This window comes from Butyrivibrio hungatei, from assembly GCF_900101605.1.
Taxonomy (GTDB): Bacteria; Bacillota; Clostridia; order Lachnospirales; family Lachnospiraceae; genus Butyrivibrio; species Butyrivibrio hungatei_B.
Map to the genome: position 1 here is coordinate 139,957 of NZ_FMUR01000005.1, position 14,430 is coordinate 154,386.

10 protein-coding genes are annotated in these 14,430 nt (G+C 42.6%); all 10 read left to right on the forward strand.

Annotation, left to right across the window (positions count from 1 at the left end):
* The first annotated feature begins 173 nt into the window (after nucleotides 1–173).
* The 10 genes from fusA (at nucleotide 174) to BLP87_RS04445 (ending at nucleotide 14,280) form a co-directional block, all read left to right on the forward strand.
* Nucleotides 174–2,264: an elongation factor G gene (fusA, locus tag BLP87_RS04395; protein WP_074461617.1), complete on the forward strand. Its 2,091-nt coding sequence runs from the start codon at nucleotides 174–176 to the stop codon at nucleotides 2,262–2,264.
* 273 nt (nucleotides 2,265–2,537) lie between these two features.
* Nucleotides 2,538–3,290 carry a DeoR/GlpR family DNA-binding transcription regulator gene (locus BLP87_RS04400; protein WP_074461618.1) on the forward strand — a complete coding sequence of 251 codons (753 nt, stop codon included), beginning with the start codon at nucleotides 2,538–2,540 and terminating at the stop codon, nucleotides 3,288–3,290.
* Nucleotides 3,291–3,306: 16 nt separating this feature from the next.
* Nucleotides 3,307–4,212, forward strand: coding sequence for a 1-phosphofructokinase (pfkB, locus tag BLP87_RS04405; RefSeq protein WP_074461619.1), 906 nt, complete (start codon nucleotides 3,307–3,309; stop codon nucleotides 4,210–4,212).
* Between the two features lie 16 nt (nucleotides 4,213–4,228).
* Nucleotides 4,229–6,142 carry a PTS fructose transporter subunit IIABC gene (locus BLP87_RS04410; RefSeq protein ID WP_074461620.1) on the forward strand — a complete coding sequence of 638 codons (1,914 nt, stop codon included), beginning with the start codon at nucleotides 4,229–4,231 and terminating at the stop codon, nucleotides 6,140–6,142.
* A 78-nt stretch (nucleotides 6,143–6,220) separates the two neighbouring features.
* Nucleotides 6,221–6,484: an HPr family phosphocarrier protein gene (locus tag BLP87_RS04415; protein ID WP_026513795.1), complete on the forward strand. Its 264-nt coding sequence runs from the start codon at nucleotides 6,221–6,223 to the stop codon at nucleotides 6,482–6,484.
* Between the two features lie 34 nt (nucleotides 6,485–6,518).
* Complete coding sequence (ptsP, locus tag BLP87_RS04420; protein ID WP_074461621.1) at nucleotides 6,519–8,222, forward strand: phosphoenolpyruvate--protein phosphotransferase; 1,704 nt, start codon at nucleotides 6,519–6,521, stop codon at nucleotides 8,220–8,222.
* A 917-nt stretch (nucleotides 8,223–9,139) separates the two neighbouring features.
* The gene (locus tag BLP87_RS04430; protein ID WP_074461623.1) at nucleotides 9,140–9,952 is read left to right on the forward strand and encodes a GNAT family N-acetyltransferase; all 813 of its coding nucleotides are present in this window, start codon (nucleotides 9,140–9,142) and stop codon (nucleotides 9,950–9,952) included.
* Between the two features lie 97 nt (nucleotides 9,953–10,049).
* Nucleotides 10,050–10,361, forward strand: a complete 312-nt coding sequence (locus BLP87_RS04435) for a TIGR04076 family protein (protein WP_074461624.1) — start codon at nucleotides 10,050–10,052, stop codon at nucleotides 10,359–10,361.
* A gap of 12 nt (nucleotides 10,362–10,373) precedes the next feature.
* Entirely contained in the window at nucleotides 10,374–10,958 is a 585-nt protein-coding gene (locus BLP87_RS04440) for a DJ-1/PfpI family protein (protein WP_074461625.1), read from the forward strand.
* A gap of 286 nt (nucleotides 10,959–11,244) precedes the next feature.
* On the forward strand, nucleotides 11,245–14,280 hold the full coding sequence (locus BLP87_RS04445) for a glycoside hydrolase family 2 TIM barrel-domain containing protein (RefSeq protein ID WP_074461626.1): 3,036 nt from the start codon (nucleotides 11,245–11,247) through the stop codon (nucleotides 14,278–14,280).
* Nucleotides 14,281–14,430 lie beyond the last annotated feature (150 nt).

The window sequence follows — 14,430 nt, forward strand, 5'->3', positions numbered from 1 at the left end:
AATTATGAACCCTTACCATATGTGGCGGAAAAAGATACTGCAACTTTTGTGCATAATCGCCCAGAATACTTGTTTCAGATACATGTTTTTAGTAAAATATTATTATAAGTCTTTGGGGAATTGTATCATATCTCATACATAATACCCAAAATTGAGCGACTGGAGGATAAGATATGAACGTTTACACAACTGATAAGATTCGTAACGTGGTACTGCTCGGACATGGTGGAGCCGGAAAGACAACCTTAGCTGAAGCAATGGCTTATCTTGCCGGTATTACATCAAGGATGGGGACAGTGGAGGATGGAAATACTCTGAGTGATTTCGATAAGGAGGAGCAGAAGAGGCACATTTCTATAAGCACATCGGCTATTCCGCTTGAGTGGGACGGACACAAGATCAACATTTTGGATACTCCCGGATTTTTTGATTTTGTCGGGGAAGTAGAGGAAGCAATCAGCGTAGCGGATGCAGCGATTATCGTCGTTTCCGGAAAAGCGGGAATTGAAGTCGGAACAGAGAAGGCATGGGAACTTTGCGAGAAATACAAGATTCCGCGCATGGTATTTGTTTCCGATATGGATATAGATGATGTTTCCTACAGACAGGTTGTGCAGGATATGACTGATAAGTACGGCAAGAAGATGGCTCCTTTTAACCTGCCTATCCGTGAAAATGAGAAGTTTGTGGGATATGTAAATGTAATTCAGGAGAAAGGTTTTAAGTGGTCGGGAAAAGAAGTTGTTGAGTGCGATGTTCCCGAGTACAACCTTCAGAATCTTAAGATATGCAGAGATACCCTTATTGAAACCGTTGCGGAAACTTCGGAAGAGTTTATGGAAAGATACTTTAACGGTGAGACTTTCTCAGAGTCCGAGATAAGAGCTGCGGTAAGGACCAACGTGTGCGACGGAAGCATTGTTCCCATAGAGATGGGATCGAGTACGCTGTGTCAGGGTATCTACACGCTTCTTGACGATATCGTAAAGTACATGCCAAGTCCCGAGAATCGCAAGATGGCGGGTATCAATACAAACACAAACGAGATTTTTGAAGCGGACTTTGACTTCTCCAAGCCAAAGACAGCTTTCGTATTTAAAACAATGATCGATCCTTTCATCGGTAAATATTCACTCATAAAGGTAAGATCCGGTGTCCTTAAGCCCGATGATGTTATGTTCGTTGCGGATAAGGATATGGAAGTTAAGATAGGAAAGCTCTATATTCTTCAGGGAAATAAGACAACAGAAGTTTCGGAGCTTCATGCGGGCGACCTAGGTGCACTTCAAAAGATTGATGTTGCAACGGGAGATACTCTTTCTACCAAGGGAACACCCATACAGTATGCAAAGATGGATATTTCGCAGCCGTATACCGTTATGAGATATCATGCGCAGAATAAGAGCGATATTGATAAGATCGCACAGTCTCTTGCCAAGATAGCTGCGGAAGATCAGACGATAAGGGTTGTGAATGATGCGGAGAACCGTCAGACACTTCTTTACGGAATGGGTGACATGCACCTTGAGGTTATCCAGAATAAGTTAAAAGATGTATATAAAGTTTCGATTGACCTGACTAAACCCAAGGTTGCATTTAGAGAGACAATCAGGAAAAATTCCGATGTGGAATACAAATATAAGAAGCAGACCGGCGGACACGGACAGTACGGACATGTTAAGATGCGCTTTGCGCCTCTGGGAGATCCTACGGTTCCTTATACATTCGATCAGGAAGTTGTCGGCGGCGCTGTTCCTAAGAACTTCTTCCCTGCAGTTGAAAAAGGAATCGCAGAGTCGGTGCAGAGAGGCCCCCTTGCGGCATATCCCGTTGTCGGCGTTAAAGCAACTCTTTATGACGGATCGTATCATCCTGTTGACTCGTCCGAGATGGCATTTAAGGTTGCTGCATCAAATGCTTTCAAAAAAGGCTTCATGGATGCAACTCCCGTTCTTCTTGAGCCTATAGTATCTCTTAAAGTCACGGTTCCCGAAAACTATACAGGTGACGTAATGGGTGATCTTAACAAGAGAAGAGGCAGAGTGCTCGGAATGAATCCATCGCTTACGGGCAAGCAGGTTATTGAAGCTGAGATTCCTCAGATGGAACTCTATGGCTATTGCACACAGCTTCGCTCAATGACCGGCGGAAGCGGAGAGTACGAGTATACATTTAACAGATATGAGCAGGCACCTTCGGATGTTCAGGCAAAAGAAGTTGAGGCAAGAGCAGAAAAGGTTGCTGCTGCAAATGCAGAAGAATAAAATTGGTATTTTACATTAATTAAAATAAGAGCGCGAAATCTTAAGCTTTAAACAGACTTGGGAGGTCGCGCTTTTTGTTTTCGGTTGGGCAGGTACGCTGAAACGATTTTGTAATTAATTATTAACAAAAATGACGGCTCGGAAATGTATAGATTGAACGAAAATGATTAAGTGTGATTATTTATGATTGAATATGATTGCAAATTGATTTTTTGAGTGCTATATTTTAATTAGAAAATCACAAATTAACATTTTTGCTCAAGGAGATTATGAATGCTGACTGAAGAGAGAAGAGCACGTATTGTTGATATTGTAAATGAAAAGAAAGCTGTTTCCGTAAATGAGCTGATCGAGCTTTTGGATACATCTGCAGCGACCATAAGACGAGATATAAGCGCGCTTGATCGTTCGCGCAAGCTTATAAAGGTCTTTGGCGGCGCGACTGCACTTGCTTCAAGGAATGTTGATACCAAAGAAGATGCGGTAAAGATGAAAGTTCAAAGGAATGTGCGGGAGAAGGATGCTATAAGCAAATTTGCTGCAGAGCTCATTGAGGATGACGATTTTGTCTATATCGACGCGGGCACGACAACACTGGCAATGATCGAGTATTTAACAAATCACAATGCAAAATACATAACAAACGGTGTTGTACACGCAAGACGCCTTATGGACAAAGGCTTCGAGACGATAATGATCGGAGGAAGGCTCAAGGCTTCCACGGAGGCGGCGGTCGGAACCGATTGCGTTGAGTTTATTCGCAAATATCATTTTACGAAGGCTTTTATGGGTACAAACGGAATTTCAGTTCACGCAGGATTCACAACACCGGATGTTGACGAAGCGATGATCAAGACAGCGGCTATCAAGCATGCTTACAGGTCATATGTACTTGCAGATCATACCAAGTTTGACAAAGTCAATTCCGTGACTTTTGCAGACATAAAGGAATGCAGCGTTATTACAGACAGACTTACGGCAAAAGAGTATGTGAATCATACAGAGGTATTTATCTGTTGCAAGTAAAGATGGAGGGATATTGATGATTTATACGGTTACTTTTAATCCTGCGCTTGATTATGTAGTCAGAATGGATGGTGAATTACAACCGGGTATGACAAACCGTTCTACCAGTGAGGAGTTCTACTACGGCGGGAAGGGCATAAATGTATCCATGGTATTGGCGGAACTTGGATTTAAGAGTACGGCTTTAGGATTTGTGGCAGGCTTCATAGGACGCGCCATTGATGAAGGCGTTAAGGCAGCAGGCATTGACACCGATTTCATTCAGCTTAAGGAAGGAATCTCCCGGGTTAATGTCAAGATTAAGGCAGTAGCGGAAACAGAGATAAACGCTCAGGGTCCTAAGATCAGTGATGAGGCGCAAAAAGAGCTTTTTGACAAGCTCTCGAGACTCAAAGAAGGCGATCTTTTGATACTGGCGGGATCTATCCCCGGCTCGCTTCCGGACGATGTATATGAAAAAATTCTTTCTATGCTCGACGGTAGGGGAATAGAGTTTGTTGTTGATGCGACGAAAGATCTGCTCACAAATGTTCTTAAGTATCATCCGTTTCTCATTAAGCCGAATAATTTCGAACTTGGTGAGATCATAGGAAAAACACTTGAAACGGATGATGATATATACGAAGGCGCGGTCAGTCTTCAGAAGATGGGAGCAAGAAATGTTCTTATCTCTATGGCGGGAGACGGAGCGATGCTGGTTGACGAAAACGGCTTGAAATATCGCATCGGAGTTCCGAAAGGAACAGTCAGAAATTCAGTCGGTGCGGGAGATTCTATGGTAGCAGGTTTTGTGGCAGGGTACTTAAAAACAAAAGACTACGAGACTGCACTAAAAATGGGAACGGCTGCAGGTTCTGCAACGGCATTTTCGGATGGCCTTGCAACAGCTGCAGATATAGAGAAGGTTATAAAAAACATGTAATTTTTTAGGAGGTATTATGAGGATTACAGAGTTTATCGATCCTAGGGGGATCAAGCTTCAGGCAAAGGTGTCTGATCAGAATGAAGCAATCGATCAGCTTATCGCACTTCACGAGTCAGCCGGAAATCTTAAGGATGTTGCAGGATTTAAGAAAGCTATCCTTGAACGTGAGTCTAAGGGCTCAACGGCAATCGGAAACGGAATCGCGGTTCCGCACGGCAAATCTGCATCTGTAAATAAGGCAGGACTTGTTGCAATCACATGTCCCAAGGGCGTGGATTACAAAGCACTCGACGGTAAGCCGAGCAATCTTTTGTTCATGATCGCTGCACCTGAAAATGGCGCAGATACACATCTCGAGGTACTTGCAAAGCTTATGGGAATGCTTATGGACACAGAGTTCTGCAAGAAACTTGTGGATGCCAAATCGGTTGACGAGTTCCTTAAACTTATTGATTCCAAGGAAACAGAAAAAGATGCTGAGAATGGAGCGGTTAAGTCTGAAGCACCTTCTAAAGCAGGAAAGAAGATCGTAGCGGTTACAGCTTGTCCTACAGGTATTGCACATACATTTATGGCTGCTGAGGCACTTGAGCTTAAAGCAAAAGAGCTCGGAATTACTTTCAGAGTTGAAAAAGACGGATCGGGCGGAGCAAAAGATCCTCTTACAGCAAAAGAGATCGCTGAGGCAGATGCGGTAATCGTTGCATGTGACAAAAATATAGATATGGGACAGTTTGACGGTAAGAAGGTAGTTATGGCATCAACGAAGGAAGCCATCCACGAACCCGAAAAGCTGTTTGAGAAAGTTGACAGAGCTTCCGTATATCATCACACGGGAGCAGTTACAAGAAAAGAAGACGCAGCAAATGAGTCGCTTGGCCGTAAGCTTTACAAGCATCTAATGAACGGTGTATCACATATGCTTCCGTTCGTTATTGGAGGCGGTATCCTTATTGCGATAGCATTCCTCCTTGATGATTATTCAATCGATCCGAGCAACTTCGGTACAAACACACCTGTAGCTGCATGGTTTAAGACAATAGGCGGAGCAGCATTTGGATTTATGCTTCCGATACTTGCGGGATTTATAGCAATGTCGATAGCTGACAGACCGGGTCTTGCAGTCGGCTTTGTAGGCGGATATCTTGCATCAACCGGTGCAACATTTGCAAATCCCGGAGGAGATATTCCGTCAGCATTCCTCGGAGCTTTGGTAGCCGGTTTTGTATCAGGTTATCTTGTTCTTTGGCTTGAAAAGATATGTAACAAGCTTCCTCAGTCACTTGAAGGAATAAAGCCTGTTCTTATCTATCCTCTTGCAGGTATCACGATGGTAGGTCTTGTTATGTGCGCAATCAATCCTGTTGTGGGAGCACTTAATAACTGGATTTCAGGTGTACTTACAGGTATGAGCAGCGGATCGATAATCGCACTCGGTATCCTTCTCGGAGCAATGATGGCAACAGATATGGGAGGTCCTCTCAACAAGGCGGCATATGTATTTGGTACAGCAGCTCTTGCTCAGCAGAATGAGACAGGATGGATGATCATGGCGGCAGTTATGGTAGGCGGTATGGTTCCTCCTATCGCTATAGCTCTTGCTACACTTATCTTCCCTAAGAAGTTCACTGTAGCTGAGAGAAAAGCAGGCCCTGTAAACTTCATCATGGGATTCTGCTTCATTACAGAGGGCGCTATTCCTTATGCGGCAGCAGATCCTATCCGTGTAATTCCTTCACTTATGGTCGGATCGGGTGTTGCAGGAGCTCTTTCAATGGCATTTAAGTGCACACTTATGGCACCTCACGGCGGAATCTTTGTATTCCCTGTAGTAGGAAACTGGGCACTTTATCTTGTTGCACTTGCAGCAGGTGCGGTTGTAAGCTGCCTTATGCTTGGTGTATTGAAAAAGACAGTTGAAGAATAAAAAATCATATGATGTAGGTGTTGGAAAATATTTTTTGGCACCTGCATCATAATTCATACAAAAAGGAGAAAAAGTGTAATGGTTTCAAAAACAGTAAAGATCGTAAATGAACAGGGAATGCATATGCGTCCTGCGACAGTTTTCAGTCAGGCTATGATGCATTTCTCATCAGAAGTAAATCTTTGCGTTAACGGTTCAAAGTATGACGGGAAGAGCGTCATGATGCTTATGGCGGCATGCATCAAGTGTGGCGCCGAAGTTGAGGTTACCTGCGACGGTCCTGATGAAGAGGAAGCACTTGCAAAAGCGGTTGAGCTTATTGAGAGCGGTCTCGGAGATTGAAGCAAAGGAAATCTTTTACGGGAGGTCATTATCTATGTATAAAGGCATAGAAGCATCAAGAGGAATAGGCATTGGCAGTATCTGTCTTATAACAGATTATGATCTGTCATTTGAAGCCAAACATATTGAAGATACAGAAGCAGAAAAAAACAGACTTAGAGCGGCTGTGGAGGTTTTAAAAGTTAAAACATCCGCTATGGCCGATAATATAAGGAAAACTATCGGGGCCAAAGAAGCTGAGATTATGGAAGGTCATATAGCAATGATCGCCGATCCCGCTATGTCGGGTGAGATGAACAAGATGATCGATGCAGGGCAGTGCGCTGAAGCTGCAGTCACTGCTGTATGCGATATGTTCATAGGTATGTTTTCCAAAATGGAAGATGATATGATGCGCCAGCGTGCATCTGATATTTCCGATGTGAAAACAGGTCTTTTGAAAGAACTTCTTGGAATAGAAGATGTAGACATAAGCAAAGTGCCGCAGGGTACTGTGCTTGTTGCTCATGACCTTACTCCTTCAATGACTTCACAGATAGTTAAAGAGAATGTTGTAGGCATTATCACGGAAGTTGGCGGAAAGACCTCACATTCAGCTATTCTTGCAAGAGCACTTGAGATTCCTGCCGTTCTTTCCGTACCGGGAATAACAGAGAAGGTAAAAGATAAAGATACCGCCGTCGTCGATGGCACAGAAGGCGTTGTATATATTAATCCTGACGGGGAGATAGTTTCAAAATATGTTATCAAGAGGGAAGAATTTATACGCGCGCAGGCTGAACTTGAGAGTTTCAGGGGGGAAGAAACTCTTACGGCTGACGGCATGAAGGTAGAGCTTTTCTGCAATATAGGTACGCCTAAGGATGCAAAGAAGGCTATAGAATGCGACGGGGAAGGTATAGGTCTTTTCCGCTCGGAATTTTTGTTCATGGACAAGTCTCATCTTCCTTCCGAGGATGAACAGTTTGAAGCATACAAAGAAGCGATTGAGATCATGAACGGTAAGACGGTTATCATCCGTACTCTTGATATAGGCGGAGATAAAGAGATTCCGTATTTGGGGCTTGAGAAGGAGGACAATCCGTTCCTTGGATACAGGGCGGTGCGTTATTGTCTTGCAAATCCGGAAATTTACAAGACGCAGCTTCGCGGAATCCTTCGCGCAAGTGCATTCGGTAAGGCAAAGATCATGGTTCCGCTTGTTACCTGTGTCGATGAGATCCGTGCAGTGAAGGCGCTTGTTGAAGAGTGCAAGAAAGAGCTTTCTTCTGAGAATATTGGTTTTGATGAGAAGATAGAAGTCGGATGCATGGTCGAGACGGCGGCAGCTTCGCTCATAGCCGATATGCTCGCAAAAGAAGCGGATTTCTTTTCAATAGGAACAAACGACCTTACGCAGTATACAATGAGTGTCGACCGCGGAAATGCAAAGGTTGCATATCTTTATTCCGCATTCCAGCCTGCGGTTCTTCGCTCGATAAAGAATATAATCGAAGCCGGAAAGGCAGTAGGAATTCCGGTGGGAATGTGCGGTGAGGCGGCAGCAGATCCGCTGATGATACCGCTCCTTATCTCCTTCGGGCTCGATGAGTACAGCGTGAACTCAGTACTTGTACTGACCGCGCGCAGCATCATCTCGAAGTGGTCAAAGGCCGATGCGGATGCTCTGGCAGAGCAGGTGCTTGCACTCTCCACAGAGGCAGAGGTCGTTGCCGCACTTAAAGCTGCGGCAAGATGATGGTGATTAAGAGAAGGTATTTTATAAAGGGTATTTAAGAAATATATTTACGGAGAGAAAAGTGACTAAGAACGGCAGAAAATGCCGGTTTAGTCACTTTTTTGCTTTCTATCAGAATCCGGACGGTACAGAACGACTCAATCCTCCGCCTTGTACATGAATTATTTCACTTCGTAATTGATCAAAATTCAGCTTGTCTAGTCAAAAATGTCTTTCACGTTTTCACTTGCTGCCTATTTAGAACGGTAATCCTAAAAAGGATTGCCTATATAGGATAATAAAGCGGGCTTATTGAGCGACGGCAACATTGGCCACAAAATGCCTTTCGCTTGTCGTATACGTTGAGCAACAAAAAATTGAAAATCCCCAGGAATTGATGCTTTTAACTTTGCTGATAGAGTCGGCTCGGCATCGAAAAATCTGGAAACGTAGTATTTTTGATGCTGTGAACATACTAATGCATCTTGTAAAGCATCGAAAAGCTCAGGTATTTATAGTTATGATGCTTTTCGTTCTGATGGACTAGATAGAGCCGGTACAGCAGCAAAAACCTTGAGATGAGTCAGGCTTGATGCTTTCAACAGATGCTTTTCATAGGAGGCAAGATATATGATATATTTAAAAATGTGTGATTATCAGATTGCGTATACGTGATAGGTACATATATTGAAGAGAGTAGGTTAGAATAAAGATGTTGGGGAGGGGATTTCATGGTTATAGCGGTATTATCAGACATCCATGGAAATCTGTAATGAAAAATACGGAGAGTGCAACTGGCCTAAAGTGCCGGAAGAGTGCATGGCAGAAGCATTTGACGAAATATATAAGAGCCGTTGATGGAAATGGATAAGAAATGCACTGTCAAAAAATGCAATCAGCAGAAAATAGACAGAATCATAGCGGCAGGAGAATAATTAATGGATTTAACAGTAATTGAAAATTTGTCTATAGACCGCATAATAAAGCGGGGCACAGCGGAAATAATCGAAAAGGATGTCGATGCGATATTGCTTAAAGATACGGTCAGCAAAGGGGTGATGTTAGCTTGTGATGATGCAGAAAAAGGAATGGAAATTCTTACGCGTAATATCAAGGAAACTCACCCGCTTTTAATGATTTCAAATCCTGAAATAGGAAGAAGAGCTGTTGACAAATTTGGATACAAAGAAAGTATGGAATGCTATCAGTTGGCATACTTATCAAAAGAACTGCCAAAAATATATTCGAAAGAGCCGATAATAGCGTATTCAAAAGAGTTGCCACAAATAAATTCAATAGAACTGACAAAAACATATCAAAAGGCTGCTTCTGAGACAGTGGATTTAAATGGTGCTACAGGAAATCAGAACATGCAACCCTATGGTATTCTTGAATATAGAGTGGCAACGATGGAAAATTTTCCTCTTATATCAAGAGAGTATGGCCTTGTGAGTGAGGATGAGTTAAAAGAGCTTATTGAGCGCGGCAATATTATCATGGGCTACAAAAATGGCAAAGCAGTCGGATTTGTCGGAGAGCATTTGGAAGGAAGCATTGGTCTTTTGCAAGTCTTTGAAGAATACAGGCGAAAGGGCTATGGCATGGCGCTTGAAGCAGAGATGATAAGGCGGACAATCAAAAAAGGCTATATACCTTTTGGCCAGGTTGTCGTTGACAATACGGCATCACTTGAACTTCAGAGAAAGCTTGGTTTAACCAGGTCTGAAGGGACTATATTCTGGATGTGGTAAAGAAGGAGATGAAGATAACTATAACAGTTTGAATGAAATTACAGAAATCCGCACTGGTTGCGGATTTTTTGTGAGAATATGATTCGGGAGTGAGGGTATGAGAGTAAAAATATCTGTGATCAGGAAAGAGTTTTATGGGGATCTTGCCGAGGAATATCTGGTGGATGGAAAAGAGGCCGGAGCGTGTCCTGTGCTTGAAGTTGGAAATGAGTTTTTCTATGAAGGCGGAGCGGTAATGCCTGAAGGTTTTTGCCCTGTTGCATGGCTTGATATTTATTCTTCGCTATGTGCTTTGATGAGTGGAAATAATATAATCAGCGATTGGTATAAGAATCCCAAAACAAAGATTTTATGCTGCACAGACGGTACAAGGCCTGTAGTTTTCAAGCTGGAACAAGTTACAGATTGACAGGAGCGAAAGATGAAAATATTACTGTTTTGTTGTAAAGGTTTTGAAATGCTTGAGTTTGCGCCGTTTTATGATGTGGCAGGCTGGGCGAAGAGTGAGTATGGATATGATGTTGAGCTTGAAACATGCGGATTTGAACGCGAAGTGCCAAGTGCGTTCTGGAGAACCAGGATAAATACAGATAAACTCATAGATGAAATAGATGTAAATGATTATGATGCACTTGCAATTCCCGGAGGAGATCATAATTTCGGCTTTTTCGAAGACGCATATGATGAGAGGTTTCTTGAACTTATCCGTAAGTTCAATGACTGCAGGAAAATTATCGCGAGTGTTTGCGTTGCGGCACTTCCTATAGGAAAGAGCGGAGCGCTTGCTGGAAGGAAAGGCACAACATATCATCTGTGTGACGCCTACAGGCAGAGAGAGCTCGCGGAATTTGGCGTAAATGTGATAAATGAACCTGTCGTGATCGATGACAATATCATAACATCGTACTGCCCGCAGACAGCTCCGCAGGTTGCTTTTGAGCTGCTTGAAAGACTTATTGGAGAGGAGAAGACAAATTTAATAAAAACCGGGATGGGATATATCTGAGAAAAAAAGTGTGCTGACACACTGACAATTGATTTCGTAGTTCAATAATTTATCAAATTGTCAACGTGCCAGCACTTTTTTTATTGAATTTCTCTGAAATTCCCTATTCAATAAAAACGCTCCGCTAAGGATGCGCAGCTCGCGGAAAAGAATATATTGTTTATGCAATCTGTTCGCGTGCGAGAATATCGCAAGCGGCATTCTTTATTCTCGAAAAAAAGTTATACTTAATGTATGATTAAATAATCAGCAAAACACGTTTTATAGTTAAAAAGGAGACAAACGTATGAAGAGACTCTTTAATGACGGCTGGAAGTTTTGGAAGTCTGAATATGGCACCGGATACGAGACTGCTTTAAAGAGTGCGGATAAGTTTACAAGTGTTGAGATTCCGCATGATTGGATGATTGAGGATCCTCATAATCTGTATGGTACAAATACCGGATGGTACAGCAACAGGTTTGAAGTAGTAAATCCTGATAAAAAGACATTTTTAATATTTGACGGTATCTACATGGACAGCATCGTGTACATAAACGGACAGGAAGTCGGTGAGTGGAAGAACGGGTATACGCAGTTTGTGCTTGATGTCTCCGATTATGTGAAAAAAGGCGAGAATGATATATATGTCGGTGTAAGATGCAGATATCCAAGTTCAAGATGGTACTCGGGCGCCGGAATTTACAGAAATGTATGGATAGATGAACTTGATGACACATATATACCTGAGAATGGCATTTATGTTCATTCCGAGAAAACGGGAAATGATTATAAGCTTACGATACAGACTGAAGTTTTGGGAACAAAGGCCGGAAAAGCGGAAGCGCTGTATAGGTTATTTGATGATGAGAACAGAGAAGTTGATTTAATCGGATCGGGAGGCGGAGAAGTTGACTTATTCGGACAGGCAGACGGTGAAGTTAAGTCGTTCGGACGGGGGAATGTAGGTGCCGAAGATAAAACGTGTGCATTGTCTAAACAGATAGATTCAATCGGCGAAAAAGAGATTTCTTTTTTCATAAACGATCCTAAATTATGGAGCCCTGAGAATCCTAACCTTTATAAACTCGAAGTTATATTATCGATAGATGGAAGGTGTATTCAGAAGAAAAAAATCAATATCGGCTTTAAAGATTTAAAGCTCGATTCGACGGAAGGCTTTTTTGTAAACGGAGAGCATACCAAGCTTCAAGGCGTTTGCATACACCACGATCTTGGCGCTCTCGGAGTTGCTTTTAATAAAAATGCAATGAGAAGACGATTATGCCAATTTAAGGAACTTGGTGTAAATGCGATCAGGCTTACGCACAATGTCTATGCTCCGGAGCTTCTTGATCTTGCGGATGAAATGGGCTTTTTTATCATATCGGAAGCGTTTGATATGTGGGAGAAAGCAAAGACGGAGTATGATTATGCGCAGTTTTGGAGAGACTTTCATGAGAAGGATACGGAGAGCTGGGTAAAACGCGACAGAAACCATGTCAGTGTGATCATGTGGAGTATCGGAAATGAAATTTATGACACTCATGCGTCCGAGCGCGGCGTTGAGATAACCAAAGAACTCAGGGGACTCGTTGAAAAATTCGATCCTTTAAAGAATGCACTTGTTACGTCGGCTTCCAATTATATGCCGTGGGAAAATGCGCAGAAATGCGCTGATGAACTTGAAGTTGTAGGATATAACTACGCTGAGAGATTATATGAGAAGCACCATGACAAGCATCCCGACTGGATCATATACGGAAGTGAGACTTATTCGCTTGTTCAGAGCAGAAATGTATATCATTTTCCTCTTGGAGAAAAGATATTGATGGATACTGATCTTCAGTGTTCATCTCTTGGAAACAGCACAACAGGCTGGGGCGCTGAGAGCTTTGAATACGCAATCTGCATTGACAGGGATCTTAAGTATTCGCTTGGTCAGTTTGTTTGGACGGGCTATGACTATATTGGCGAGCCTACGCCTTATCAGACCAAGAATTCATATTTTGGACTTGTTGATACTGCGGGATTTAACAAGGATGCTTATTATGTATGGAAATCGGCGTGGGTGAGCTGTAAGAAGGATCCTTTTGTACATGTATTTCCGTACTGGGACTTTAATGAAGGCCAGCGCATTGATGTCAGGGTGGCGAGCAATTGCTGCAAGGTGGAGCTGTTCTTAAACGGAAAGAGCCTCGGCGCGCAGGAGCTTAGTAACAAAGTAGGAAGCGGCAATCATATTCTTGCAGACTACAGCGTGATATATGAAAAAGGAACACTTGAAGCTGTGGCATATGATGAAGTCGGCAACATAATTGCGAGGGATATTAGGAAATCCTTTGGAGATGTAGCTTCGATTACGGTAAAGGCGGATGCCGAGAATACATTTGGCGATCTTGTTTTTGCAGAAATAAGCGCTTTTGATGCAGACGGAAATCCTGTAGAAAATGCAAATAATTATGTACATGTTTCCGTAAAAGGCGGAAAGCTGATCGGTCTTGATAACGGTGACAGCACTGATTATGACAGTTACAGATCAGATACAAGAAGACTTTTTGGCGGAAAACTCCTTGCCATTGTAAAGGCTGACAAAGAAGGAACGCCTGTTAAAGTTGATGCCGAGCTGCCGCAAAAGACAGATATAAGGACGATCAAGCTCTTTTCCGAAAAAGGACAGAAATTGAGCCCTGATGTGAAGTCGACCGTTGTCACGGCAGAAATCTTCCCTGCAAGCGCGCCTATGCAGAAGCTTAAATTCAGGGTGCTCAACAGAAAAGGGAAAGATACAAAACTTGCACAGGTAAGCGCAGACGGTAATAGAGCCATAATCACTGCATTGGGAGACGGATATTTTAAAATAAGATGCGAAGCATATAACGGCGCCGATTCTGCGAAAGTAATATCTGAGCTTGATTTTACAATCAAGGGAATCGGTGACTTGATCGCAGACGGCACTGAAAAAGAGCTTAGAACCTACACGGAAATATTGGCGCCTGAAGCAGATTCAATCTACGGCGACAGCTTCCTTAAGTTAAATGATATTGTTCAGGGCATTGGAAACAATGTAACCGTGGGCTTTGGTATTCTTGATTTTGGAGACAAAGGAGCAAACAAAATTGTCATAACGGGAAGAGCAACAAAGGGAGCCAATACAATACATCTTCGCTTCTATGATGAAGAGAGCGGAAAAGAGGAGCGGGAATTACTGGAATTCCCCGAAAATCAAGATTATGCTTCCGAAACTTTTGATATCGGAAACAGAAGCGGTAAGTGGGATGTGTCATTTATCTTCCTGCCCGGAAGCTATTTTGATTTTAGATCGTTTAAATTTTTAGAATAAGATACTGCATAAATCTCATGAACAAAATGGGAGATATTTACAGCAAATGTCCGCGTGTCGCGGACATTTGTTTTTTTACACAATAAATCAACTTAAACCAATTAAGATTTGAGCAATATTTTACATTGTTTTTGAAAGTCTCTTATGTTA